Consider the following 24,913-nt stretch of genomic DNA (forward strand, 5'->3'; position numbering starts at 1 on the left):
GGAGCCGGTCGGTGCGAGCTGGCGGCGGGCGCGGTCAGTCGCCCTTGCCGCCGCCGAACATGATCTCGTCCCACGACGGGACCGACGCCCGGCCGCGGCGGCCCTTCTTCTTGGGCTCGGCCGGCTGCTCCTCCTCCGCCTCGGGCTCGGGCTCCGGCTCGGGGATCAGCTCGTCGCGGGGCTTGCGCGGCGCCGGCCGCTCGCTGGCCTGGGTCGCGATCCAGTCGGCCTGGTCGGTGTGCACGGACTCCGGCCGCTCGTCCGGGGCCGCGGCGGCGGGCTCGTCGCGCACCATCCCGAGGGCGTCCTCGCCGAGGGGCAGCTGGTCGTCGGAGGGTACGGCGGACAGCCGGCGCTGCTGGCCGGTGGCGCCGCCCGCGGCGGCGGGGGAGGAGGTGGCCTGCGGGGCAGCCGGCGGCGCGGCGTCGACCTGCTCGCCGACCAGGCGGCGGGCGTCGTCGTCCTCGGGCACGACGTAGCGGCCGGCGGCGTCGAACACGAACTCGGCGTGCTGGCCCGAGCCGTTCAGGCGGTAGTCGGCGACCAGCGTCCAGCGGCCGTCCTCACGGCGCCAGGAGTCCCAGGCGACGGTCTCCGGGTCGACGTTCTGCGCGCGCAGGTGCGCCGCGACGGCGTCGCCGAGCAGCCGCGACGACCCCTCGCCGGCCTTGCGGCGCACGGACGCGCGCTGGGCGCGCTCGGCGATGTGGGCGCGCTCGGCGAGCACCGGGGTGGCGTACCCCATGATCCGCTCGAGGCTCGTCGACGCGGCCGCGGCGACGCTCTCGGGTGTCTCACCGGCACGGATCCGGGCCTGGATGTCGCGGGGTCGCAGGGCGCTCTCCATGGTGATCTCCAACTGGCCGAGGCGGGCGTGGTCACCGCGAAGTGCGGCCCGGAGCTTGTTGTCGGCGGCGAGCCGGAACTCGGTGCCCGAGTCGCTGACCAGGACCAGGTGGGTCCTGTCGTCGGTCAGCCCCACGAGCGTGAGGTCCTGCTGCTCCATCGTCGGCGCGTGCTCCGTCGTCCGTGTCGTTGGTCGTGGTGGTGGTGCTCGGTCGTTCCGCCGAGCCTACTTCAGCGTCCTCGCAGGCCACGGCCACGCGCCGGTGTCGTCACCGGAATCTGAGGCGTGAACACTGCCACCTAGACTGCGCCGCATGCTGCTGACCGTCCTCGACCTGGTCGGCATCTTCGTGTTCGCGCTGTCGGGCGGGCTCGTCGCCGTCCGCAAGGACCTCGACCTGTTCGGCGTCCTGGTGCTCGCCGGGATCACCGGCCTCGGCGGCGGCTTCATGCGCGACGTGCTCATCGGGGCGCTGCCGCCGGCCGCGCTGGCGGACTGGCGCTACCTGCTGGTGCCGGTCACGGCGGGCCTGGCAACGTTCTGGTTCCACCCGGCGCTCGGCCGGATGGAGCGGCTGGTCAACGTGTTCGACGCCGCCGGGCTCGCGCTGTTCTGCGTGGTGGGCGGGTTGAAGGCGCTGGAGTCCGGCCTCGGCCCGGTGCCCTCGGCCTTGATGGGGCTGGTGACCGCGATCGGTGGCGGCATGCTCCGCGACGTGCTCGCGGGGCGGGTGCCGGTGGTGCTGCGCGGCGAGCTCTACGCGACACCGGCCCTGGTCGGCGGGACCATCGCCGTGCTCGGCGTGTGGGCCGGGGTCGACGAGGTGCTGGTCGCGGTGCCGGGTGCCGCGGTCTGCCTGGTGTGGCGGCTGCTGGCGATGCGGCGCGGCTGGGCCGCGCCCCGCCCGTCCGGCGCGGCCAGCACCTGACTGGGTGTGTCCCTATTGCGGCGGCGGCGCTGGTCGTCACTGTGCGGGGCATGTCAGCACGGCTGCACTGACCGGCTGCTTAGCGTGACGCAGCGGTCCAGCGAGCGGCCTACCGCTGAGCTTCGATGAGGTGCCGCGTCGAGTGTGCCACGAACGCCCCCCGGTGCCGGATCAGGTCGTCCAGCTCCAAGAGCTTGGCCCGATACCGGTCGACCGAGAAGTCAGGGACCCACCAGACGCACTTGCGCAGCACCCAGACGACCGCACCGACGTCGAGGAACTCCATGCGACAGCGGGCCGTGCGGAGGTCTGTGACGGTCAGTCCCGCCTGCTCAGCCTGTGCGACCTCACGACGGGGGTCTCGGCCCTGCCGATGCTCGGGAAGTGGGCCGAGGAAGAACTCGATCAGCTCGAACGCGGAGGCCGGGCCGACGTGCTGGGCGAAGTAGTGGCCGCCTGGCTCGAGCACGCGCCGGATCTCTGACCAGTCCGGGCTCACCGGGTGCCGCGCCGTCACCAGGTCGAACGACTCGTCAGGGAAGGGCAGGGGCTGGTCCTGCTTCGTCTCGTGCACCTCGACGCCTCGCGGGCCCAATACCTCACGCGCCCGTTGCGCGTTCGGCGGCCATGCCTCGGTGACGCTCATCCGCTCCGGCAGCACGGACGCCTCCGAGACCACCTCACCGCCAGCAGTGTCGATGTCCAGGGCGGACGCGGCCCGTGCCAGCCGGTCGGCGAGCAGACGCGAGTATCCCCAAGGTGGACGTTGCTCCGTGGCGCGACCATCGAGCCACGCGAAGCCCCAGCCTGTGATGTCCGCCGATTCGGCCTCGGCGATCAGTTCATCGAAGGTCCGCATGGGCTCATCCTGCCCGCCGCCCTCTATGCAGCAGTGCCCGCGTATCCGCTCGTCCAGTCGGCCGAGCGCTTTCGCACGTCACTAGGGACACACCCAGTGAGCGCGAGCCCCCGGTCACCAGCCGGTGCTGCCGGGACCGCCCTTGAACGGGCCGACGACGTCGGCGGTGACCCAGCCGCCGTAGAAGCCGCCGGGCTGCGGCAGGACCACCTCGCCGTCGACCGTGCAGCGCTCCATCGCGCCGGGGTAGACCGCGACGTGGTCGAGGAGCGCCCGGAAGCCGGGGGTCGGGTCCGGGTAGCCCCACGCCGCCCGGGACGCCACGACACCGCCGGCGACGACGTCGAAGTAGCGCGCGGCGCCCTTCCACTCGCACCACGACGAGCCCGCGGCCGGCCGGAGGGCGCCGTCGGCGAACGCCTCGACCGGGAGGTACCAGGTCGGCGGGTGGCTGGTCTCCAGTACGCGCAGCGCCGACCGGGTGGACGCGACGACGGTGCCGCCGAGCCGGATCTCGACGTGCCGGGTCGACGGCTCCACCCGCGGCGGGCGGGGGTAGTCCCAGACGGACTCCTGCCCGGGGCCGACCGGGTCGCGCGTCGGGTGCCTCACCGGCCCAGCACCCGGTCGAGGTAGCGGTTGGTGAACGCGCGGTCGGGGTCGACCCGGTCGCGGACCGCGAGGACGTCGGCCCAGCGCGGGTACGCCGCCGACAGGTCGTGCGCGGTGCGGGTGTGCAGCTTGCCCCAGTGCGGCCGGCCGCCGTGGTCGCGCAGGACCGCCTCGACGGCGCGGAAGAACGCGACGTGGTCGGTCTGGGCGTTCACGTGGAACGCGAGGTAGACGGTGTCGCGGCCGTGCGCGGTGGACAGCCACGGCTCCTCGGCGCGGGCGTAGCGGATCTCGACCGGGAAGCTGACCGGCCAGCGGCCGCGGTCGATCACGCGCCGCGCGTCGATCAGCGCGTCCATGCCCACCTCGGCCGGGACGGCGTACTCCATCTCCTTGAACCGCACCTTGCGCCGGGCCACGAACACCGTGTGCGCCAGGTCGGTGTAGGTGCGCGAGGTCAGCGCGCGCGAGCTGATCCGGTTGAGGGGGACGACGGTGCGCGGGACCCGGTTGCCAAGCCGCTGGGTGAGCGCGAAGACCTGGTTGGCGAGCAGCTCGTCGTCGACGTACGCCCGGGTCCGGGACAGCGGCGCCGGGTCGTCGAGCGTGCGGTCGTTGCGCTTGACCAGGGCGTGGTTGCTGTAGGGGAACCAGTGCACGTCGACGTGGTGGTGGGTGGCGACCAGCTCGTCGAAGGTGCGCACCAGCTGCGCGAAGGTGAGCGGCCCCTCCTTCGCCTCGAGCAGGAAGGCGGGCTCGACCCGGAAGGTGATCGCGGTCAGCACCCCGAGGGCGCCCAGGCCCACCCGGGCGGCCTGGAAGAGCTCCGGGTCGTGGTCGGCGTCGACCTGCACCACCGCCCCGTCCGCGGTGACCAGCTCCAGCCCCGTGACCTGGCTCGACAGCGACGCCCAGCGGCCGGAGCCGTGCGTGCCGGTGGAGATCGCGCCCGCCAGGGTCTGCCGGTCGATGTCGCCCATGTTGTGCAGGGAGAGGCCGTGCCCGGCGAGCTCGGCGTTCACCTGGTGCAGGGGCGTGCCGGCGCGGGCGGTCACGGTCATGGCGTCGCGGTCAACGTGCGTCACGCCGGCCAGCCGGCTCGGTCGCAGCATCACGCCGTCGGCAGCGGCGACGTCGGTGAAGGAGTGGCCGGAGCCGACCATCTTCACGGTCAGCCCCTGGTGCCGGGCCGCGAGGACGGCGTCGGCGACCTGCTCGGCGCTGGTCGGCGAGAGCACCTGCGCCGGGTGGGCGGTGGTCAGTCCCGACCAGCTCTGCCACGCACGCGCCATGGCGCGACAGTAGCCGAGGCCGGGCCACGCGCTGGGGCTGCCGCGTCATACTCGGAGTCGTGCTGTCCGGAGTGCGCGAGGAGATGGGGCGCCGGCTGTTCGCGCGGGTCGCGGGGCCGGAGGGTCCCAAGCGGCGCGAGCGCGTGCACGGGACGCCGGGCGAGCGCTGGTTCGCCGAGGGCACGGCCATCCAGCGCGTGCACGGCGACGCCTCGATGTTCACCGGCGGGATCCGCGCGCTGCTCCTCCAGTCCCTGCACCCGCTGGCGATGGCCGGTGTCGCCGACCACTCCGGCTTCGAGGGAGACCCCTGGGGACGGTTGCAGCGCACCTCCTACTTCCTGGCGGTGACGACCTTCGGCACAGCCGCTGACGCGGAGAAGATGGTCGCCGCGATCCGCCGCGTGCACGAGGGGGTGGTCGGCACGGCGCCGGACGGACGTCCCTACGCCGCCTCCGACCCGCACCTGCTGGAGTGGGTGCACGTCGCCGAGGTCGACTCCTTCCTCACCGCGCACCAGCGGTACGGCGACCGCCCGCTCGACCAGGCCGGCCGCGACGCCTACGTCGCCGAGACCGCGCGCGTCGCGGAGGCGCTCGGCGTCACCGACCCGCCGCGCAGCGAGGCGCAGCTCGCGGCGCGGCTCGAGGCGTTCCGCCCCGAGCTGGCCGGGACTCCGGCGGCGCGGGCGACGGCGCGGTTCCTGCTGCTGCACCCGCCGTTGCCGCTCCTCGCCCGCACGCCGTACGGCGTGCTGGCGGCGACCGCGGTGAGCATGATGCCGCGGTGGGCCCGTCGCGAGCTGCGGCTGCCCTACCTCCCGGTGACCGAGGCGGTCGCCGTCAGGACGGCCGGGACGCTGGCGACGCGGGCGATCCGGTGGGCGATGGCGGCGCCTCAGGCCCCGGCGCCGTCGCCGCAGCGATGAACGCGGCGGCGACGCCGAGCACGCCCGCGGCGACCGGCACCCAGTAGGACGCGCCCGGCCCGACCCGGTCGATGACCTGGCCCGCCGCGGCCGCGCCCGGCGCGATGCCGGCGGCCATCCCGGTGTGCACGATCGACATGCCCTCGGTGAGCCGGCTCGGTGGGACGACCTGCTCGGTCAGCCCCATCAGCGCGATGAGCGTCGGCGAGATCGCGAAGCCGGCGACGAACAGCACGCCGGCCATGGCCCCGAGGCTGCCCAGGAACGGCAGCGGCAGCACCGAGACCGCGAGCGCGACCATGCCCCAGCGGAACCGCACCGCCGTGGTGGCCTTCCAGTGGATCGCCCCGGTGGCGATCCCGGACAGCAGGGAGCCCAGCGCCCAGGTCGCCAGCAGCGCGCCGCTCAGCTCCTTGCGGCCGAGCTCCCCGGTGAACGCCACGGTGGCGACCTCGACGGAGCCGAAGATCGCGCCCATCGCGGCCGAGCCCGCCACCATCGGCACGAGGACCCGCCACGGCATCCGCGGCCGGGCCGACCGGTCACGGTCCCGCGGCTGCGGCGGCGGCGCGGTGCCGCGCTGCGCCGCGAGCAGCAGCGTGCCGACGATGCCCGCGCCGATCGCGGCGCCGAGCCCGGCCAGCGGGTGCACCGCCGTCGCCAGGACCGTCACCAGGGTCGGGCCGACCATGAACACGACCTCGTCCATCACCGCCTCGTAGGCGAACGCGGTCTGCAGGGTGCGCTTCTCGGGGACCAGCAGCACCCAGCGGGCGCGGACGGCCGCGCCCACGACGGGGATCGTGGCGCCGGCGGCGAACGCCGCGGCGTGGGTGATCAGTGGGGCCTGGTCGGTCTCGACCGACCACATCAGCAGGCCGAGCGCCAAGGAGTTGCCCAGCGCGCCGATCGGCAGCACCCGGGTCTGGCCGAACCGGTCGGTCAGCCGGCCCTGCAGCACCGCGACGGTCGCGTTCGCGACGATGTAGGCCGCCGACACCGAGCCCGCCAGGGAGTACGACCCGGTCCGCTCCGACACCAGCAGCACGATCCCGAGGCTGATCATGGAGATCGGCAGCCGCCCGAGGAGGCCGCTCAGCGAGAAGGCGAGCGCGCCGGGCAAGGAGAGCACCCGGCGATAGGTCTCGAGCATCGTGCGAATCCTAGGATGGTGGCCATGCCCCCCGTGATCGCGCCGTACGACGCGCTCCTGCTCGTCTCGTTCGGCGGCCCGGAGAGGCCCGAGGACGTCGTCCCGTTCCTCGAGAACGTCACCCGTGGCCGCGGCATTCCGCGCGAGCGGCTCGAGGAGGTCGGCGAGCACTACTTCCAGTTCGGCGGCCGCAGCCCGATCAACGACCAGAACCGCGAGCTGCTCGCGGCGATCGAGGAGGACCTCCGGTCGTCGGGCATCGACGTGCCCGTCTACTGGGGCAACCGCAACTGGGACCCCTACCTCGCCGACACCATCCGGCGGATGCGTGACGACGGCGTGCAGCGCGCCGCCGCGATCGTGACCAGCGCGTACTCGTCGTACTCCGGGTGCCGGCAGTACCGCGAGAACCTCGCCGACGCGGTCGCCGAGGTCGCGGCCGACGGGAACGGCGAGGCTCCCCGGATCGACCGGCTGCGGCACTACTTCAACCACCCCGGCTTCGTCGAGCCGATGGTGGACGCGACCCTGTCGGCGCTCGCGGACCTGCCCGACGCCCTCCGCCACGACGCCCACGTGCTGTTCGTGACGCACTCCATCCCCACCGCGATGGACGACCGCAGCGGACCCCCCGTCCTGGGTGGCGGCTTCTACGTCCGCCAGCACCGCAGCGTGATGGACGAGATCGTCGAGCGGGTGCGGCAGGAGACCGGCCACCGGTACGCCGCCGAGCTCGTCTACTGCTCGCGGTCCGGCCCGCCGCACGTGCCCTGGCTGGAGCCCGACGTCAACGACCGGATGGAGGAGCTCAAGCGGGCCGGCGTGCGCGCCGTCGTGCTGGTGCCCATCGGGTTCGTGTCCGACCACATGGAGGTCGTCTACGACCTCGACACCGAGGCCGCGGCGACCGCCGAGAAGCTCGACCTGGCCTTCGCCCGCGCCGCCACCGCCGGGGTGGACCCACGCTTCGTCCGGATGGTCCGCGACCTGCTCGTCGAGCGGGCCGCCGTCGAACGCGGGGTGGAGGCCGAGCGCGCGTCGGTCGGCTCCCTCCCGCCGTCCCACGACGTCTGCCCGGCGGGCTGCTGCGCCAACCTGCGCGGGCCCCGGCCCGCGCTCTGCGGGAAGGACTGACATGACCGACCACGCCGACCTCCTGGAGCTGGCGGTGGAGGTGGCCCGCGAGGCCGCCGCCCTGGTCACCGAGCGTCGCCGCGCGGGCGTCGAGGTCGCCGACACCAAGACCAGCCCGACCGACGTGGTCACCGAGGTCGACCACGCGGCCGAGGAGCTGATCCGCGACCGGCTGCTCGCCGCCCGCCCCGACGACGGGATCGTGGGGGAGGAGGGCGACGACACCCCGTCGACCAGCGGGGTCACCTGGGTCGTCGACCCGATCGACGGCACCGTCAACTTCCTCTACGGCATCCCGCAGTACGCCATCTCCATCGCCGCCAAGGAGGGCGACGAGGTGGTCGCGGGGGTCGTGCTCGACGTGACCAAGGGCGAGGCGTTCACGGCCACCCGCGGCGGCGGCGCCCACCTCGACGGCCGCCCGGTCCGGGTCCGCGACGTCGTGCCGCTGGAGCACCGGCTGGTGATCACCGGCTTCAGCTACCAGCGCGAGACCCGGGTGAAGCAGGCGGCCGCGATCGCCCGGCTGCTCGGGCGGGTGCGCGACGTACGGCGTCTCGGCTCGGCCGCGCTCGACCTCTGCTACGTCGCCTGCGGACGCGCCGACGCCTACGTCGAGGAGGGCCTCAACGAGTGGGACCTCGCGGCCGGCGGGCTGGTCGTGGAGGAGGCCGGGGGCCGCTGGGCCCAGCGGCCCGGCGTCGGCGGCAAGCGCCTGGTGCTCGCCTCGCCGGCCGGCGGCTTCGACGACTTCGTCGCAGCGGTCGAGGGGTGCGGTTTCACCGCTTCCTGACGCCGGGGGAGACGCCGGCGGACCGCCGGGAATACCTAGGCGGCGTGGTCTGTTCGGACCCGAGCGACCGGTTCAACCGGGCCACGTCCTGTGACCCTGGTGACATTCCGGCGCCAACAAGCGGACACAGTGCCTTTTGGCCGTGCAAAGAGTGGGTCCGATGGTGCACAATCCGCCACGCGACGATGCGCACGGACGGCCAGGACGGCCTACAGACACACCCACGGGGCCAGGAGATTGACGAGAGATGGCAACTGACTACGACGCCCCTCGGAAGACCGAGGAGGACCAGAGCGAGGAGAGCCTCGAGGAGCTCAAGGCTCGGCGCCACGACAAGAACTCCGGCAAGGTCGACGAGGACGAGGCCGAGGCCGCCGAGTCGTTCGAGCTGCCGGGTGCGGACCTGTCGCACGAGGAGCTCGCGGTGGAGGTGCGTCCCCGACAGGACGACGAGTTCACCTGCATGAGCTGCTTCCTCGTCCACCACCGCAGCCAGCTCGCGGACGCCAAGAAGATGATCTGCCGCGACTGCGCCTGATCACCACGCTTGATCACCACGACGCACGAAGGCCGGGCCCCCTGGGGGACCCGGCCTTCGCCGTGTGCTGGGTGCCGTCAGACCTCGACGTCGTCGAGGTTGGGCGGCAGGTGCCCGGTCGACCGGCGGTAGTAGTCGGCCGCCTTGCGCGAGGCGAACATCCGCGCGAGCCCGACGGCGACGCCGCTGACCGTCGCCCACGCGACCGCCTCGGCGAGCGACACGTCGGGGTGGGCGGGGTTCTGCGGTGGCTGCTTCCCGGTGGCCACCTTCCACGTCGTGGTCAACGCCTTGCGGGCGGCGAACGTGGCGCCGACGGTGGCCCCCAGGCCCATCAACGACCACATCTTCGATCCGGCCACGGTCACTCTCCTTCGTCGGGGTGGTCGAGGTGCGCGCCCTCAACCCTACGACCGGACGGTGCCCCGGCCGCGACGAGAGCATGCACGACCCGGTCGGGGTGCCGGGTCGAGACCAGCCAGTACGGCGTGGGGTCGGCCGGGTCGTCCACCGGCACCTGCACCGACCGCGGGATGTAGGGCCGCAGCAGCAGGTAGGCCCGCGCGTCCGCATCGACGCCGGCCAGCCGTCGGCTCGCGGCCGCGTCGTGCGCCACCGGGACGCCGAGCTGGTCGACCGGGATTCGCGCGCTGCCGGCGGTGAACAGCCCGCCCTCGACGGTGACGCGCGCCCCGCCGTACGAGAGGAACACGGCGACGACCGCCGCCAGCATGAGCCCGGTCGCGGCGAACGCCACCCACGCGGGCGTGGCCACGAGGAAGGCCAGGAGCACGGTGGCGAGGAACATCGTGGCCAGCGCCCACCAGCGCAGAGGCACGTGCAGGCGCTCGGCGTAGTTCATGTCGCGCACATCCTCCCAGTGGGGCACCGGCCCGGGCTGGGTAGGGTCCCCGCCATGGTCGAGATCCTGGTGCAGCGCCTGGACGACGAGGTTCCGCTGCCGTCGTACGCCCATCCCGGCGACGCCGGCGCCGACCTCACCACCACCGTCGACGTCCGGCTGGAGCCGGGGGAGCGGGCGATGGTGCCGACCGGCATCGCGATCTCCCTGCCCGCCGGGTACGTCGCGTTGGTGCACCCACGGTCGGGGCTGGCCGCCCGGTTCGGCCTGTCGATCGTGAACAGTCCGGGCACGGTCGACGCGGGCTATCGCGGCGAGATCAAGGTGATGCTGGTGAACCTCGACCCGCGCTCGCCGGTCGAGCTGCGCAGGGGCGACCGGATCGCGCAGCTGGTGATCCAGCAGGTGGAGCACGCGCGGTTCGTCGCGGTCGAGCGCCTGCCCGACTCGGTGCGCGGCGACGGCGGGTACGGTTCGACGGGTGGGTTCCTGACGGTGGTGCCCGACCCTGAGCCCGAGCCGTCACCGTCCCCGAAGGAGTAGCAGTGAAGTTCCGCCGGAAGCAGTCGGAGCCCGACGTCGAGGCCGCCGACGCGTCGTCGGAGCCGGCCCTCGAGGTCACCGGCGTCCGCGCCCGCGGTCCCTGGGATGCCGACGAGGTGACCCTCGACGAGGACGACCCCGGCAAGCTCGACCTCGGCAGCCTGGTCGTGACGCCGCGCGAGGGCCTCGACCTCCAGCTGCAGGTCGACGAGCAGACCGGCCAGGTCGTCGCGGTCGTCCTGGCCGGCCAGGAGGGTGCCCTGGAGCTGCGCGCCTTCGCTGCCCCGCGCAACGGTGACATCTGGCCGGACGTGCGCAAGCAGATCGCGTCCGAGATCACCCGCCGCGGCGGCACCGCCACCGAGGCCGAGGGCCCCTACGGCCCCGAGCTCCGCGTGGTCCTCAACGTCACCGCGCCAGACGGCCGCACCGGGCAGCAGCCGTCCCGCGTCTTCGGTATCACCGGCCCCCGCTGGCTGCTGCGCGCCACGCTGTTCGGCCAGCCGGCGCTCGACCCGTCCGACGACGGACTCGTCGAGTCCGCCCTGCGCGACGTGGTCGTCCGCCGCGGCGGCGAGCCGCACGCCCCCGGCGAGGCGCTCCCGCTGACCGTCCCGCACGCCGTCGCGCAGCAGATGCAGGCGGCGCAGCAGCAGGCGCGTGAACAGGCCGACGCGCGCCGTACGATGGACTCGTGACCGAGGTGACCAGCAGGCTGCGCCGCAGCCTGAGCCGTTGGGCGAACGCCCCCGAGCAGGAGGCCGTCGAGCTCCAGAAGGACGTCCACAAGGCGGGTTGCTGCCCGATCAGCGACGCCCAGGACCGACAGATGGCCGACCTGCAGGGCAGCCTGCGCACGGTGACCCTCCGGCCGCGCGGCGGAGTGCCCGCGCTCGAGGCCGAGCTCTACGACGGCTCCGGCACGATCACCGTGGTGTGGCTGGGCCGTCGGCGGATCGCCGGGATCGAGCCCGGCAAGCAGATCCGCGTGGTCGGCCGGATCGGCGTGCACGACAACCAGCGGCTGATGTTCAACCCGCGCTACGAGCTGCGGTGACCTCTCCCGCACCGAGCGGACCGGTCGGCGCCGACACGGTCGAGGCGGTCGTCCGCTCCCAGTTGTCCAAGGCGCTCGGTGGCAAGCGCGGCATGCTCGAGGCCGCCGTACCCACCATCGCGTTCACGGTGACCTTCCTGACCACCGACTCCCTGCGCAACGCGCTGGTGCTGAGCGTCTCCACCGCGCTGGTGCTGCTCGTGATCCGGCTCGTGCAGCGCTCCACCGTGCAGTTCGTGGTCAACAGCCTGATCGGGATCGCGATCGGCGCGCTGTTCGCCTACCGCAGCCTGCAGGGCGGGGGAGACGCCGACGACAGCGCACTCGCCTACTTCCTGCCCGGCATCGTCTACAACGCCGGCTACGCCGTGGTCCTGCTGTTCTCGGTGGTGGTCGGCTGGCCGGTCGTGGGGTTCATGGTCGGCTCGGTCGCCGGCGACCCGACCGCGTGGCACGACGACCGGCAGGTGGTCCGGCTGTGCCGCAACCTCACCTTGATGCTGGTCCTGCCCTGCGTGATCCGGGTGGCGGTGCAGCTGCCGCTCTACCTCGCCGGCCAGGCCGCCGACGACGCCGGCCGCATGATCGCCGCGCTCGGCGTCTCCAAGATCGTGATGGGCTGGCCGCTCCAGGTGGCCGCCCTGCTCGGCATGGTGTGGCTGCTCGCGCGCAACCACACCCCCGTCGCGGAGGCCGCCGAGGGGTCAGGCCCGGTGCTGCTCCGGGGCGAGGAGTGACTGGAGCTCCTGCTCAGAGTCGGCCGAGGCGACGAACAGCAGCTCGTCGCCCGCCTCGATCGGCTGGTCGGCCTCGGGGGTGTAGACCTGCCCGTCGCGCAGGATCGTGACGATCGAGCAGTTGTCAGGGAAGGGGATCAGCCCGCACGGCTTCCCGACGTACGGCGAGTCGGCGGGGAGCGTCAGCTCGACCAGGTTGGCGTTGCCCTGGCGGAACGTGAACAGCCGGACCAGGTCGCCGATCGTCACGGCCTCCTCGACCAGCGCTGACATGATGCGCGGGGTCGACACGTTGACGTCGACGCCCCAGGCCTCGGTGAAGAGCCACTCGTTGTTGGGGTGGTTGACCCGGGCGACGGTGCGGGGGACGGCGAACTCCGTCTTGGCGAGCAGCGACGTCACGAGGTTGACCTTGTCGTCACCGGTCGCGGCGATCACGACGTCGCAGGACTCCATCCGCGACTCCTCGAGCGAGGAGAGCTCGCAGGAGTCGGCCAGCAGCCACTCGGCGTCGGGCACCCGCTCCGGCTTGAGCGCGGTGGGGTCCTTGTCGATCAGCAGCACCTGGTGACCGTTGTGGATGAGCTCGCGGGCGATCGAGCGCCCCACGGCACCCGCCCCGGCGATGGCAACGCGCATCAGTCGGCCTCCGGTCCCTCGTTGAAGACCTTGTAGACGTGGTCGGCGTTCTCCTCGCGCATGACGAGGTGGAGGAGGTCGCCCTCCTGGATGACGCTCTCGCGGGTGGGCAGCATGCCCTCGCCGAGCCGGTCGATCCAGGCGATCCGGGACCGGGACTGCTCCTGGAACTTCACCGTCCGCTGGCCGATCCAGGAGTCGTTGACCGGCACCTGGTCGAGCCGGATCGTGCCGGAGGGGTCGCGGAAGTCGGGCTCCGCGCCGGCCGGGAGCATCCGGCGGAGGATCTGGTCGGCGGTCCACTTCACCGTCGCGACGGTGGTGATGCCGAGCCGCTGGTAGACCTCCGCGCGTCCCGGGTCGTAGATGCGGGCGACGACCGACTGGATGCCGAACGTCTCGCGCGCCACGCGGGCGGCGATGATGTTGGAGTTGTCGCCGCTGGACACGGCGGCGAACGCGTCGGCCTTCTCGATCCCGGCCCGGTCGAGCACGTCCTGGTCGAAGCCCACCCCGGTCACCTTCGTGCCGCGGAACGTCGGCCCGAGCCGGCGGAACGCGTCGGGGTTGCTGTCGATGATGGCGACGGTGTGGTTGCGGTCCTCGAGGCTCCGCGCGAGCGTCGAACCGACGCGGCCACAACCCATGATCACGACGTGCACGGGGCAGACGCTACCGGACGCGTGCCCGCCCGTCCGGCACTCCTCCCGCGGCCCGCCGCACCGTCCTCCGGGGCTTGGGCACCGGCCGGTCGAACATGCCCTAGCCTGGTACCTCGTGGGTGTCGGCGATGTCTCGAAGCGGATCCTCCTCGGCCGCAAGCTGAGGAGCACGCAACTCGGGGAGACTCTGCTTCCCAAGCGCATCGCCCTTCCGGTGTTCGCCTCCGACGCCCTGTCGTCGGTGGCCTACGCTCCTGACGAGATCTTCATCATGCTCGCGATCGCGGGCGCCAGCGCCTACGTCTGGACCTGGAAGATCGGGATCGCCGTCGCCGTCGTGATGCTCACGGTCGTCGCCTCCTACCGGCAGACGGTGCACGCCTACCCTTCCGGCGGTGGCGACTACGAGGTCGCCACCGTGAACCTCGGCCGCCGGGCCGGGGTGACGGTGGCCAGCGCCCTGCTCGTCGACTACATCCTCACGGTCGCCGTCTCGATCTCGTCGGCCTCGTCGTACGCCTCGGCCGCGATACCCGCTCTCAAGGAGCACGAGGTCACAGTCGCGGCGATCGCGGTGGCGGTGCTGGCCGCGCTGAACCTCCGGGGCGTGCGGGAGTCCGGGACGTTCTTCGCCATCCCGACGTACCTCTTCATGTTCGCCATCCTCGGCATGTGCACCTGGGGCTTCATCCGGATGCTCAGCGGGACTCTGCCGCAGGCTGCGAGCGCGGACCTGATCATCGAGCCGGTCCCGGGCTGGGAGGGCGGGGCGCTCAACACCATCGCGCTGATCTTCCTGCTCGCCCGGGCGTTCTCCTCCGGCTGCGCCGCGCTGACCGGCGTCGAGGCCATCTCCAACGGCGTGCCGGCCTTCCAGAAGCCGAAGTCCCGGAACGCGGCCACCACGCTGCTTCTGCTCGGGCTGATCGCCATCACGATGATGATGAGCGTCATCCTGCTCGCAGATCAGATGAACGTCCGGTACGTCGACCCGCACCACATCGAGCGGCTCCGGCTCCCGGACGGGTCGCCGATGCCGCCGGGCTTCGACCAGGACGTGATCATCGCCCAGATCGCGCGGGCGGTCTTCGACCACTTCCCAGCGGGCTTCTACTTCGTCGTCACGATGACCGGGCTGATCCTGGTGCTGGCCGCGAACACCGCGTTCAACGGCTTCCCGGTGCTCGGCTCGATCCTGGCGAAGGACGGGCTGGCGCCGCGGCAGCTCGGCTCCCGCGGCGACCGGCTGGCCTACAGCAACGGCATCGTCTTCCTGGCGGTGCTCGCCATGATCCTGATCTGGGCATTCGACGCCGAGACCACCAAGCTGATCCAGCTCTACATCGTCGGGGTGTTCGTGTCCTTCACCCTGAGCCAGCTCGGCATGATCCGGCACTGGGGTAGACACCTGCGCACCGAGACTGACCCGGGGGTGCGTCGCCGGATGATGCGCTCGCGCGCGATCAACACCTTCGGTTTCGGCCTCACCGCGGTGGTCCTCGTGATCGTGCTGGTCACGAAGTTCCTCGCCGGCGCTTGGATCACGATCCTGGCGATGGCGACGTTCTTCGCGATCATGCAGGGCATCTCGAAGCACTACGACAAGGTCACCAGCGAGCTCCTCGTCGAGGAGGACGACCAGGTGCTGCCCACGCGCGTGCACGCGGTCGTGCTCGTGTCGAAGGTGCACAAGCCGACGATGCGGGCGCTGGCCTACGCCAAGGCGGCCCGGCCCAACGTGCTCGAGGCGGTCATGGTCGACACCGACCACACCGTGACGGCCCGCGTCCTGGAGGACTGGGACACCCGGCGGATCGACGTACCGCTGAAGGTGCTGTACTCGCCGTACCGCGAGATCATCCGGCCGATCGTCGACTACACGCGCAGCATCCGCGACTCCAACCCGCGCGGCGTCGTGGCCGTCTACATCCCGGAGTACGTCGTCGGCCGGTGGTGGGAGCAGCTGCTGCACAACCAGACCGCGCTGCGGCTCAAGGGGCGGCTGCTGTTCACGCAGGGCGTCATGGTCATCTCCGTGCCCTACCAGCTGCGGTCGTCGCTGATCGCCAAGGAGCGCGCCGAGCGCGAGATGTCGAAGGCGCGGCCCGGCGACATCCGCCGCGGCGTGCTGCACGACAAGCCCACCGGCCGTGCCGGCGACAAGCGGTGAACCGCCGGCCGAGGCAGAAGCAGTCGCACGGGCGCTCGCTCGTCGGGCAGACGTTCGACGTCGAGGTCGGGCCGGTCGCCCACGGCGGCCACTTCGTCGCGCGGCACGACGGGCGCGTGGTGTTCGTGCGGCACGCGCTGCCGGGGGAGCGGGTCACGGTCCGGGTGACCGAGGGCGACGAGGGGTCGCGCTTCCTGCGCGGCGACGCCGTCTCGGTCCTCGAGCCGTCGCCCGACCGGGTCGAGGCGCCGTGCCCCGTCGCCGGCCCCGGTCTCTGCGGCGGCTGCGACTTCCAGCACGTCGCGCTCCCGGCGCAGCGCGTGCTGAAGGCGGCGGTCGTCCGCGAGCAGCTGCAGCGGCTCGCGAAGCTCGACGTCCCGGTCGACGTCGAGGCCGTGCCCGGCGACGACGACGGCCTGCGGTGGCGCACCCGCGTCCAGGTCGCGCTCACCCCCGACGGCCGGCGCGGCTTCCGGGCACACCGGTCGCACCGCGTCGTACCCGTGGACGACTGCGTGATCACCCGGACCGACGCCCGTGTCGAGGTCGAGGGCGAACCCGTCGACGAGGGCGTCGTGAGTGAGGCCGTCTCCACGTCGTACGGCGACCACACGTTCGACGTCGCCGCGGGCGGTTTCTGGCAGGTCCACCCGGGCGCGCCGCGGGTGCTCGTCGAGACCGTGCTCGACCAGCTCCGGCCGGAGCCGGGGGAGTCCTGCCTGGACCTCTACGCCGGCGTCGGGCTGTTCTCGGCCTTCCTCGCCGACGCCGTCGGACCGACCGGTTCCGTCCACGCCGTCGAGGGCGACCGCACCGCCTGCGAGCACGCCCGCGCCAACCTCGCGGCGTACCCGCACGCCGCCGTCACCCGCGGCTCCGTCGACCGCACCCTCGACCGCCTCGACCTAGAGCCCGTCGACCTGGTCGTCCTCGACCCGCCGCGCGAGGGCGCCCGGAAGCCGGTCGTCTCCGCCGTCGTCGCCCGCGCGCCCCGCGCCGTCGTGTACGTCGCCTGCGACCCCGCCGCGCTCGCCCGCGACGTCTCGCTGTTTACCGAGGGCGGCTACCGGCTCGACGCGCTCCGCGCCTTCGACCTCTTCCCGATGACGCACCACGTCGAGTGCGTCGCCCTCCTCACCCGCTGACTCCACCGGGCACGCGCTGACGCGGACTCCTGCCGAGTCGGCGCATCTTGCCCCTGAGGGGCTGAACTAGGCTCGCGCGGGTGCGCCTGGTCTCGGTGGTTCTCGGGTTCGCCCTCCGGAAGGTGGGCGTCCTCGGGGTGACGGTGCTCGGCCTCTTCCTCGGCTACCTCCTCATCCAGGTGTTCGTGCCCACCCTCCAGGAGGCCCTGGAGGGTCGCGATCGACTGCCCCAGGTGACGGAGGAGCGGAAGGACCTGGAGTCGGACATCGAGGTGCTGGAGCGCGCCACCGCGGAAGGCCGGAGCCAGGCGATCGCGTCGCTGCGGAGCAGGGTCGCCGCGGAGGTGGCTGCGGCGAGCCAGCGCGTCGCCGACACGAAGGCGGACGTCGAGCGTCGGCGTGCGGAGCAGGACGAGGTCTGTGGCTTCTGGAAGGACCTGGTCTCGAGCGTCCTCCCGGGTGACCCGTGCGGGCTCGCCGAGAAGGCTGCGGAGACGGCGGAGCAGACGCTGGCAACGTTCGAGCGGAGTCTCGACCAGGCCAGAAGAAGAGCGGCCGTCCTGAGTGACCCCCAGCTGACCGACGAGCAGAAGCTGGACCAGCTCAGGGCGGACGGCGGCTTCTCCCAGTCCGAGCAGGAGCTCGCCACCAAGAAATCGGAGCTCAAGAAGAAGCGGGACGAGGAGCGGAGCCTGCGGGAGGCCCAGGAGTCCGGAGCCGGATGGGTCATCACTCAGTGGGAACGGTCCTGGCGGTGGTTGGCAGCAATCGCTCTGCTGGCTCTTCTCATCCCTCCGGTCCTCCGCACGGTCAGCTACTTCCTGCTGATGCCGCTGCTGCACCGGGCGCACCGGCCGATCCTGCTGGCGGACGGGTGCGAGAGGGCTTCGGCCAGCCTTCGCTCCATCGACGCCCAGCGGACCCTGACGATCCACCTTGCCCCCGGTGAGGTCTTGTCGGCACGCTCGGAGCACGTCCGACCCGTGCAGGGGACGGTCCGCGGCAGCCTCCTCTACGACAGGAGCGCGCCGTTCGTCAGCTTCGCAGCCGGGCTCTACGGACTGAGTCGGGTCACGGGCGACGAGGCCGGCACCGCGGCGACGCTCGCGACACCGGATGACCCGGACTCGTACCTGATGCGCATCGACTTCGAGGACCACCCGGGCGTGGTGATGCATCCCAAGCACGTCGTGGGCGTCATCGGTACGCCGGAGCTGGAGACGCGTTGGCGCTGGGGCATCCTGTCGCTGGCGACGTGGCAGGTGCGCTACATCATGTTCGCCGGCACGGGGAGCCTGATCGTCCAGGGCAGTGGCGACGTCGTCGCGACCGACCCCGGCGGCAGGTCTACGAGGATGGAGCAGCACCTCGTGATGGGCTTCGACTCCCGCCTGGCCGTCGGCGTACGGCGGACGGAGGTGTTCTGGCCGTACCTGTGGGGCCGGACCTCCCTCGTCGACGACGAGTTCACTGGCCCCCATCCGCTGTTCTGGCAGAAGTCCACCTCCGACGGACCCAGCAACCCGGTCGCCAAGGCGTTCGACGCCGTCTTCTCCGCCCTCGGCAAGCTGCTGGGCTTCTGAGGCCCGCCAGGTCGAGGGGCAAGACGCGCCGACTCGAGCCTGTAGAGAGGGCAAGATGCGCCGACTCGGGACACCTGACAGGGCAAGATGCGCCGACTCGCGGGAGTGGGGGTTGCCTGGTGGGGTCGCTCGACATCATGTATCTTGACGTCAAGAGATTCGACCGGTTCCACGATCGACGTGAGATAAGGGTTGCCTCACTTCCGGGGTCCTCGCGCGCGTGGGCAAGATGGGTCGAAGCGACCGAAGACGTCACGCGCGATCACGAGGAGAGCTGATGCCGAGTCAGGACAGTTTCGGTGCCAAGAGCACGCTGGACGTGGACGGGAAGTCCTACGAGATCTTCCGACTCGACAAGGTGACCGGTGACGGCGTCGACGTCGCCAGCCTCCCGTTCAGCCTCAAGGTGCTCCTGGAGAACCTCCTGCGCACCGAGGACGGCGCCAACATCACCGCCGACGACATCCGCGCGCTCGGTTCGTGGGACGCCGACGCGGAGCCGAGCAAGGAGATCCAGTTCACGCCAGCGCGCGTGATCATGCAGGACTTCACCGGCGTCCCGTGCGTCGTCGACCTCGCCACCATGCGCGAGGCCGTCGAGGAGCTCGGCGGCGACGCGTCCAGGATCAACCCGCTCGCGCCGGCCGAGATGGTCATCGACCACTCGGTGATCGCCGACGTGTTCGGCTCGCCCGAGGCGTTCGAGCGCAACGTCGAGATCGAGTACGAGCGCAACCGCGAGCGCTACCAGTTCCTGCGCTGGGGCCAGGGCGCCTTCGACGACTTCAAGGTCGTCCCGCCGGGCACCGGCATCGTCCACCAGGTCAACATCGAGCACCTCGCGCGCACGGTGTTCACCCGCGAGGTCGACGGGGAGCTGCAGGCCTACCCGGACACCTGCGTCGGCACCGACTCCCACACCACGATGGTCAACGGCATCGGCGTGGTCGGCTGGGGCGTCGGCGGCATCGAGGCCGAGGCCGCGATGCTCGGCCAGCCGGTGTCGATGCTCATCCCGCGCGTTGTCGGCTTCAAGCTGTCGGGCGAGCTGCCCGAGGGCGCCACCGCGACCGACCTCGTCCTCACGATCACCGAGATGCTGCGCAAGCACGGCGTCGTCGGCAAGTTCGTCGAGTTCTACGGCGAGGGCGTCTCCGCGCTGCCGCTGGCCAACCGCGCGACGATCGGCAACATGTCGCCGGAGTTCGGCTCGACCATCGCGGTCTTCCCGATCGACGAGCAGACCGTCGACTACCTGCGCCTGACCGGCCGCAGCGAGGAGCAGCTCAAGCTCGTCGAGGCGTACGCCAAGGAGCAGGGCCTCTGGCACGACCCGTCGGCGGAGCCGCGCTACTCCGAGAGGCTCGAGCTCGACGTCTCCACGGTCGTCCCGAGCCTCGCCGGCCCGAAGCGCCCGCAGGACCGCATCTCCCTGTCCGACGCCAAGGCGTCGTTCCGGGGCGCCCTCGTCGACTACGTGGACGAGGACGAGCAGGGGTACGACGAGGCGGTCGCCGAGTCCTTCCCGGCCTCCGACTCGCCGTCGCACGCCGCCGGCAACGGTTCCGCCGCGCCCCACGACAACGTCGCCCACGGAGGCGGCGACCGGGCGACGAACCCGGCCAGCGTGACGCTCGAGGACGGCACGACCTTCGAGATCGACCACGGCGCCGTGACGATCGCGGCGATCACGTCGTGCACCAACACCTCCAACCCGTCGGTGATGATCGGCGCCGCGCTGCTCGCGAAGAAGGCCGTCGAGAAGGGCCTGACCCGCAAGCCGTGGGTGAAGACGACGCTCGCTCCCGGGTCGAAGGTCGTCTCCGACTACTACGAGCGAGCCGGCCTCACGCCGTACCTCGACAAGCTCGGCTTCAACCTCGTCGGCTACGGCTGCACCACCTGCATCGGCAACAGCGGCCCGCTCATTCCCGAGGTGTCGAAGGCCGTCAACGACAACGACCTCGCCGTGGTCTCCGTGCTGTCCGGCAACCGCAACTTCGAGGGTCGGATCAACCCCGACATCAAGATGAACTACCTCGCGTCGCCACCCCTTGTGGTCGCCTACGCGCTGGCCGGCTCGATGGACGTCGACCTGTTCAACGACCCGCTCGGCCAGGACAGCGACGGCAACGACGTCTTCATGCGCGACATCTGGCCGTCGCCGGCCGAGGTCGAGGAGACCATCGCGGGCGCGGTGAACTCCGAGATGTTCGGCGACTCCTACCAGGACGTCTTCGCCGGCGACGAGCGCTGGCGCTCGCTGCCCACGCCCGAGGGCAACACCTTCGAGTGGGACGCCGACTCGACGTACGTCCGCAAGGCGCCGTACTTCGAAGGCATGCCGGAGGAGCCGGCCCCGGTCGAGGACATCGACGGCGCTCGCGTGCTGCTCAAGCTCGGCGACTCGGTCACCACCGACCACATCTCGCCGGCCGGTGCGATCAAGAAGGACTCGCCCGCCGGCAAGTACCTCGCCGAGCACGGCGTGGAGCAGCGCGACTTCAACTCCTACGGTTCGCGCCGCGGCAACCACGAGGTGATGATCCGGGGCACGTTCGCCAACATCCGCCTGCGCAACCAGCTCGCGCCGGGCACCGAGGGCGGCGTCACCCGCGACTTCACCAACGGTGGCGACGTCACCACGGTCTACGAGGCGTCGGAGAACTACCTCGCCGCCGGTACGCCGCTGGTCGTCCTGTCGGGCAAGGAGTACGGCTCCGGCTCGTCGCGCGACTGGGCCGCCAAGGGCACCGCGCTGCTGGGCGTCAGGGCCGTCATCGCCGAGTCCTACGAGCGGATCCACCGCTCCAACCTGATCGGCATGGGCGTGCTGCCGCTGCAGTACCCCGAGGGCCAGAACGCCGAGTCGCTCGGCCTGACCGGCGAGGAGACCTTCTCGATCACCGGTGTCACCGAGCTGAACGACGGCAAGACCCCGAAGACGGTGAAGGTGAAGGCGGACGACGTCGAGTTCGACGCGGTGGTGCGCATCGACACCCCGGGCGAGGCCGACTACTACCGGCACGGCGGCATCATGCAGTTCGTGCTGCGCAACCTGCTGAAGAGCTGACCCGGCTGAGTCCGCTCACCGAGATCGACCCGAGGGTGGTGGCCGTCCTGGCCACCACCCTCGTCGTCGGTGCGGCCGTGCAGGGGCTCGTCGGGCTGGGTCTCGGGCTGCTCGCCGCGCCGATGGCGATGCTGCTCCAGCCGCAGCTCATGCCCGACCTCGTGCTCTGGCTGATCATGGTGTTCCCCCTGGTCACGCTCGCCCGTGAGCGCCAGGAGATCGACTGGCGCGGCCTGCGCTGGTCGATCGGCGCCCGCATCCCCGGTACGGCGGCCGGAGTGGCGATCGTGACGGCGGTGTCCGTCGAGGTGCTCGGTGTCGTGGTCGGGCTCATCGTGCTCGTCAGCGTGCTGCTCACGTGGCGCGCCGTCGTCATCCCGGTCAACCGCGGCACGCTCGTCGCTGCGGGCCTGACGTCCGGCATCACCGGCACGGCCACCTCCATCGGCGGACCGCCGCTGGCGATCCTGCTGCAGCACCGGACGCCGCGACAGATCCGCACGACGCTCGCGGTGTACTTCATGGTCGGCGGCGCGCTCAGCCTGGTCGGCCTCTACCTCACCGGACGCGGCGAACCGAGCGCGCTCCTCGTGGCGGTCGCGCTGCTGCCGTTCCTCGCCGTGGGGCTGCTCGTGGCTCGGGTGCTGCGGGGGATGGTGCCACGGGAGCAGGTGCGGCTCGCGATGCTCGCCGTGTGCGCCCTGTCGGCGGTCGTGCTCATCGCGCGGAGTATCTCCTAGCCGCAGCGAGCACCGCGGCGAGCTCGGCCTCCGACACGGCGTCGAGGTCGACGAGCACCTTGCCGTGCGCGACCATCCGGGGCGCGACCGAGAACACCTCCGGCGCCGCCTCGACCAGTCGCGTCCGCTCGGCGACGTCGCACCGGGCCAGGAGCACCGTGGGCTCCTCCTGCCGCGCGACGAGCCGCCCGTCGACGTACCACCCGCGCCGGCCGCCCCGCACCGACTCCCGCACGCCGTCGAGATCGGTCGCCAGCCGCGCCACGTCATCGAGGTTCATGGAGAAAGCATGCGCGACGACCCCTCCGAATCGCGGCCTCCGCGCGTGGAAGGGGTGAGAGGGTGACGGCCGAGGAGGAGGACGACCGATGAGCACCGACCTGCGCGAGCGGCTCGCCGACATCGCGGACCGGTCCGGCGGCGCACCGCCACCACCGGACCTGTGGCAGCGCGGCGTCCACCGGCGCCGCCGCACGCGGGTGGTCCAGGCTCTCGCGGCCGCCGTCGTCGTCGGCGTGGTCGCCCTGGTCCTGCCGCCGCCTGCCACCACCCCTGACCGGCCGGCCCCGGTCGACTCGCGTCCGCGCGGTCCGGCCATCCCCGATCGGCTCGTCACGCCGCCCACCCGTCTCGACGGCACCGGCGGCGACCCGTTCGGCCCCCTGGCCGTCGTCGCCGGCGCCGGTCGGGCGAGCGGGTTCCTCGGCACGGACACCTCCAACGGCTGGGTCGGGGTGTCGGCAGCGACGGGGGAGTACCGCTTCCTCGACCTTCCGAGCCGCGTCGACCCCGGCGCGGAGGTCCCGTTCCTCCACGACGAGGTGGTCCTGTCCCCGGACGGCCGGTCGGTCGCCTACTGGTTGGACCACCCCGACGATCCCGGCCGGGTCGGTGGCTGGGCTGCCTACGACTCGGTCACGGGCGACGCGGTCGAGCACCGCGTGCGCAGCGACCTCGGCCTGGCCCCGGGCCTGCTGACATGGAGCAAGGACGACGAGCTCGTGGTGGGGTACGGCGTCGTGACCGAGCGGGGCGGCAGCGGCTGGTCGTCCACGTCCGCGCCCCTGACCATCTGGGACGTCACGTCGCCGGACGATCCCAGGGAGCTGCCGCGTTCGTTCATCGACGCCTCGTGGATCGTGCCGACGCGGGCCGGGTTCGCCGGCTTCGTCGACGGCGACGTCGTCCGGTGGTCGCGCGGCCGGACCCAGCCCGACTACCAGCGGCCGGTCACGGGCCAGGGTGACAACGCGAGCGAGGGCACCATCTCGCCCGCGGGCGACCGGCTCGTCATGGTGGAGCAGCTCGGCACCGGGATGGCCGAGCGACTGCTGGTGGGCGAGATCGGTCCGGCCGGCACGACGCTGGAGCCGCTGCCGCTCGACGTGGAGGTGTTCGACGTGGTCGGTTGGGCCGACGACGAGCACGTCGTGGTCCGCGGCGTCCTGGGCGGCTCCGCCGCGATCCTCTCCGTCGACGTACGCACCGGCGAGCACCGCCTGCTGGTGCGCGAGGAGCGGGAGAACTGGGTCGGGCGGCCCCAGTACGCCACGGATCTCTGGTCCCAGCCGACCGTGTCCCGACCCGAACCGGAGGCCCCGCCGCCCTGGTGGTTGTACGGCGCCGGCGCGGCCGTCCTCGGCCTCGGCGTGCTGGGCGCCCGGAGGTGGCGACGTGCCGGGGCTTGACCGGCGGGAGGTCGAGACGTCGTTCGACCAGTTCGTCGCGGCCCGCTACGCCGCGCTGCTCCGGTCGGCGACGCTGCTGTGCGGCGACCACCACGACGCCGAGGACCTCGTGCAGGGCGCGCTGGTCAAGGCGGTCGGCGTGTGGCAGCGGATCGGCGACGACCCGGAGCCGTACGTCCGCCGGATCATGGTCAACGACAACATCTCGCGCTGGCGCCGGCACAAGGGGCGCGTCGTGGTGCGCGAGGACGTGCCGGACCGTGCCGCCGACGGTCCCGACAGCGACACCCGGCTCGACCTCGAGGCCGCCCTCGCCGGCCTCGCGCCGCGGCAGCGGACCGTGGTCGTGCTGCGCTACTTCGAGGACCTCACCGAACGGCAGACCGCGGACCTGATGGGCACCAGCGTCGGCACGGTGAAGTCCCAGGCACGGGAGGCGCTCACCCGGCTGCGCACGCTCGTCCCTGGCTTGACCGTCGACGAGGGTGTTCCCGCCCGGGTGGCACGATGAGCCGATGCGCAGCGAGACCAGGAGCTACCGCACCGGCGACCGCGACACCGTCCTCGACCTGACCCGCGACTGCGCGGCGTTCGTGGCCGACGAGCAGGACGGGCTGCTGCACGTCTTCGTCCCGCACGCGACCGCCGGGATCGCGATCATCGAGACGGGCGCCGGCAGCGACGACGACCTGCTCGCGGCGCTCGACGAGCTGCTGCCCGCCGACGACCGGTGGCGGCACCGCCACGGCACTCGCGGCCACGGCCGGTCCCACGTGATGCCCGGGCTGGTGCCGCCGTACGCCACCGTGCCCGTGGTCGGCGGCACGCTCGCGCTGGGCACCTGGCAGAGCATCTGCCTGGTCGACCTCAACGTCGACAACCCCGACCGCGAGGTGCGGTTCTCCTTCGTGGCCGGGTGACCGGCCGGG

Annotated in this window: 27 protein-coding genes; 17 read left to right on the forward strand and 10 right to left on the reverse strand. The window is 72.2% G+C overall.

What is annotated here, in order from left to right; all coding sequences use genetic code 11:
• Positions 1–34 precede the first annotated feature (34 nt).
• Positions 35–1,006 carry a septation protein SepH gene (gene sepH / locus ETU37_RS11930; protein WP_129987548.1) on the reverse strand — a complete coding sequence of 324 codons (972 nt, stop codon included), beginning with the start codon at positions 1,004–1,006 and terminating at the stop codon, positions 35–37.
• A 154-nt stretch (positions 1,007–1,160) separates the two neighbouring features.
• On the opposite strand from sepH, the gene ETU37_RS11935 reads away from it, so the two are divergent.
• A complete protein-coding gene (locus ETU37_RS11935) occupies positions 1,161–1,775 on the forward strand; it encodes a trimeric intracellular cation channel family protein (protein ID WP_129987549.1) in 615 nt (204 codons plus the stop codon).
• A gap of 109 nt (positions 1,776–1,884) precedes the next feature.
• Here the strand turns inward: ETU37_RS11935 and ETU37_RS11940 are convergent, their stop codons facing one another.
• From ETU37_RS11940 to ETU37_RS11950, 3 genes are all read right to left on the reverse strand, one after another.
• Positions 1,885–2,634 carry a class I SAM-dependent methyltransferase gene (locus tag ETU37_RS11940; protein ID WP_129987550.1) on the reverse strand — a complete coding sequence of 250 codons (750 nt, stop codon included), beginning with the start codon at positions 2,632–2,634 and terminating at the stop codon, positions 1,885–1,887.
• A gap of 114 nt (positions 2,635–2,748) precedes the next feature.
• On the reverse strand, positions 2,749–3,246 hold the full coding sequence (locus ETU37_RS11945; RefSeq protein WP_129987551.1) for a DUF427 domain-containing protein: 498 nt from the start codon (positions 3,244–3,246) through the stop codon (positions 2,749–2,751).
• Complete coding sequence (locus ETU37_RS11950) at positions 3,243–4,538, reverse strand: D-arabinono-1,4-lactone oxidase (RefSeq protein ID WP_129987552.1); 1,296 nt, start codon at positions 4,536–4,538, stop codon at positions 3,243–3,245. Before ETU37_RS11950 ends, ETU37_RS11945 begins: the two co-directional genes overlap by 4 nt.
• Before the next feature lie 59 nt (positions 4,539–4,597).
• On the opposite strand from ETU37_RS11950, the gene ETU37_RS11955 reads away from it, so the two are divergent.
• Complete coding sequence (locus tag ETU37_RS11955) at positions 4,598–5,467, forward strand: oxygenase MpaB family protein (RefSeq protein WP_240755685.1); 870 nt, start codon at positions 4,598–4,600, stop codon at positions 5,465–5,467.
• Here ETU37_RS11955 and ETU37_RS11960 read toward each other — a convergent pair.
• Positions 5,382–6,620, reverse strand: a complete 1,239-nt coding sequence (locus ETU37_RS11960) for an MFS transporter (RefSeq protein WP_129987554.1) — start codon at positions 6,618–6,620, stop codon at positions 5,382–5,384. The two genes, ETU37_RS11955 and ETU37_RS11960, sit on opposite strands and share 86 nt — an antisense overlap.
• 24 nt (positions 6,621–6,644) lie before the next feature.
• Between ETU37_RS11960 and ETU37_RS11965 the strand changes: the two genes are divergently transcribed.
• From ETU37_RS11965 to ETU37_RS11975, 3 genes are all read left to right on the forward strand, one after another.
• Positions 6,645–7,754: a ferrochelatase gene (locus ETU37_RS11965; RefSeq protein WP_129987555.1), complete on the forward strand. Its 1,110-nt coding sequence runs from the start codon at positions 6,645–6,647 to the stop codon at positions 7,752–7,754.
• Position 7,755: 1 nt separating this feature from the next.
• Entirely contained in the window at positions 7,756–8,547 is a 792-nt protein-coding gene (locus ETU37_RS11970; RefSeq protein ID WP_129987556.1) for an inositol monophosphatase family protein, read from the forward strand.
• A 247-nt stretch (positions 8,548–8,794) separates the two neighbouring features.
• The gene (locus tag ETU37_RS11975) at positions 8,795–9,085 is read left to right on the forward strand and encodes a DUF4193 domain-containing protein (RefSeq protein WP_129987557.1); all 291 of its coding nucleotides are present in this window, start codon (positions 8,795–8,797) and stop codon (positions 9,083–9,085) included.
• A gap of 77 nt (positions 9,086–9,162) precedes the next feature.
• On the opposite strand, the gene ETU37_RS11980 is transcribed toward ETU37_RS11975, so the two are convergent.
• Positions 9,163–9,447, reverse strand: coding sequence for a DUF4235 domain-containing protein (locus tag ETU37_RS11980; protein ID WP_240755686.1), 285 nt, complete (start codon positions 9,445–9,447; stop codon positions 9,163–9,165).
• 2 nt (positions 9,448–9,449) lie between these two features.
• Complete coding sequence (locus ETU37_RS11985; protein ID WP_129987559.1) at positions 9,450–9,947, reverse strand: DUF3093 domain-containing protein; 498 nt, start codon at positions 9,945–9,947, stop codon at positions 9,450–9,452.
• A 54-nt stretch (positions 9,948–10,001) separates the two neighbouring features.
• On the opposite strand from ETU37_RS11985, the gene dut reads away from it, so the two are divergent.
• Genes dut through ETU37_RS12005 form a run of 4 tightly spaced genes read left to right on the forward strand, consistent with a single transcriptional unit; the run spans position 10,002 to position 12,284 of the window.
• Entirely contained in the window at positions 10,002–10,490 is a 489-nt protein-coding gene (gene dut, locus ETU37_RS11990) for a dUTP diphosphatase (RefSeq protein WP_129987560.1), read from the forward strand.
• Between the two features lie 2 nt (positions 10,491–10,492).
• A complete protein-coding gene (locus ETU37_RS11995; protein ID WP_129987561.1) occupies positions 10,493–11,188 on the forward strand; it encodes a DUF3710 domain-containing protein in 696 nt (231 codons plus the stop codon).
• Complete coding sequence (locus ETU37_RS12000; RefSeq protein WP_240755687.1) at positions 11,185–11,547, forward strand: OB-fold nucleic acid binding domain-containing protein; 363 nt, start codon at positions 11,185–11,187, stop codon at positions 11,545–11,547. The genes ETU37_RS11995 and ETU37_RS12000 overlap by 4 nt, the downstream gene beginning before the upstream one ends.
• Positions 11,544–12,284, forward strand: a complete 741-nt coding sequence (locus ETU37_RS12005) for a DUF3159 domain-containing protein (RefSeq protein ID WP_240755688.1) — start codon at positions 11,544–11,546, stop codon at positions 12,282–12,284. Before ETU37_RS12000 ends, ETU37_RS12005 begins: the two co-directional genes overlap by 4 nt.
• Here ETU37_RS12005 and ETU37_RS12010 read toward each other — a convergent pair.
• Both ETU37_RS12010 and ETU37_RS12015 read right to left on the reverse strand, forming a co-directional pair.
• Positions 12,252–12,923 carry a potassium channel family protein gene (locus ETU37_RS12010; RefSeq protein WP_129987562.1) on the reverse strand — a complete coding sequence of 224 codons (672 nt, stop codon included), beginning with the start codon at positions 12,921–12,923 and terminating at the stop codon, positions 12,252–12,254. The two genes, ETU37_RS12005 and ETU37_RS12010, sit on opposite strands and share 33 nt — an antisense overlap.
• Complete coding sequence (locus tag ETU37_RS12015; RefSeq protein WP_129987563.1) at positions 12,923–13,585, reverse strand: potassium channel family protein; 663 nt, start codon at positions 13,583–13,585, stop codon at positions 12,923–12,925. Before ETU37_RS12015 ends, ETU37_RS12010 begins: the two co-directional genes overlap by 1 nt.
• Positions 13,586–13,700: 115 nt before the next feature.
• Here ETU37_RS12015 and ETU37_RS12020 point away from each other — a divergent pair, with 115 nt between their 5' ends.
• The 5 genes from ETU37_RS12020 to ETU37_RS12040 all read left to right on the forward strand — a co-directional run bounded on the left by ETU37_RS12020 (position 13,701) and on the right by ETU37_RS12040 (position 22,296).
• Entirely contained in the window at positions 13,701–15,755 is a 2,055-nt protein-coding gene (locus ETU37_RS12020; protein WP_240755689.1) for an APC family permease, read from the forward strand.
• Positions 15,752–16,900: a class I SAM-dependent RNA methyltransferase gene (locus tag ETU37_RS12025; protein ID WP_129987565.1), complete on the forward strand. Its 1,149-nt coding sequence runs from the start codon at positions 15,752–15,754 to the stop codon at positions 16,898–16,900. The genes ETU37_RS12020 and ETU37_RS12025 overlap by 4 nt, the downstream gene beginning before the upstream one ends.
• An 80-nt stretch (positions 16,901–16,980) precedes the next feature.
• Positions 16,981–18,483, forward strand: coding sequence for a hypothetical protein (locus tag ETU37_RS12030; protein ID WP_129987566.1), 1,503 nt, complete (start codon positions 16,981–16,983; stop codon positions 18,481–18,483).
• 277 nt (positions 18,484–18,760) lie between these two features.
• The gene (acnA, locus tag ETU37_RS12035) at positions 18,761–21,556 is read left to right on the forward strand and encodes an aconitate hydratase AcnA (RefSeq protein WP_129987567.1); all 2,796 of its coding nucleotides are present in this window, start codon (positions 18,761–18,763) and stop codon (positions 21,554–21,556) included.
• A gap of 38 nt (positions 21,557–21,594) precedes the next feature.
• Positions 21,595–22,296 carry a TSUP family transporter gene (locus ETU37_RS12040; protein WP_240755690.1) on the forward strand — a complete coding sequence of 234 codons (702 nt, stop codon included), beginning with the start codon at positions 21,595–21,597 and terminating at the stop codon, positions 22,294–22,296.
• On the opposite strand, the gene ETU37_RS12045 is transcribed toward ETU37_RS12040, so the two are convergent.
• Positions 22,274–22,576, reverse strand: coding sequence for a hypothetical protein (locus ETU37_RS12045; protein WP_129987568.1), 303 nt, complete (start codon positions 22,574–22,576; stop codon positions 22,274–22,276). The two genes, ETU37_RS12040 and ETU37_RS12045, sit on opposite strands and share 23 nt — an antisense overlap.
• Before the next feature lie 88 nt (positions 22,577–22,664).
• On the opposite strand from ETU37_RS12045, the gene ETU37_RS12050 reads away from it, so the two are divergent.
• From ETU37_RS12050 to ETU37_RS12060, 3 genes are read left to right on the forward strand one after another with little or no spacing between them, the layout of a single operon-like run.
• A complete protein-coding gene (locus tag ETU37_RS12050; RefSeq protein WP_129987569.1) occupies positions 22,665–23,984 on the forward strand; it encodes a hypothetical protein in 1,320 nt (439 codons plus the stop codon).
• The gene (locus ETU37_RS12055) at positions 23,971–24,495 is read left to right on the forward strand and encodes a SigE family RNA polymerase sigma factor (RefSeq protein ID WP_129987570.1); all 525 of its coding nucleotides are present in this window, start codon (positions 23,971–23,973) and stop codon (positions 24,493–24,495) included. Before ETU37_RS12050 ends, ETU37_RS12055 begins: the two co-directional genes overlap by 14 nt.
• A gap of 4 nt (positions 24,496–24,499) precedes the next feature.
• Positions 24,500–24,904 carry a secondary thiamine-phosphate synthase enzyme YjbQ gene (locus tag ETU37_RS12060; RefSeq protein WP_129987571.1) on the forward strand — a complete coding sequence of 135 codons (405 nt, stop codon included), beginning with the start codon at positions 24,500–24,502 and terminating at the stop codon, positions 24,902–24,904.
• The last annotated feature ends 9 nt before the right edge of the window (positions 24,905–24,913 follow it).

The organism is Nocardioides iriomotensis (genome assembly GCF_004168035.1).
GTDB lineage: Bacteria > Actinomycetota > Actinomycetes > Propionibacteriales > Nocardioidaceae > Nocardioides_B > Nocardioides_B iriomotensis.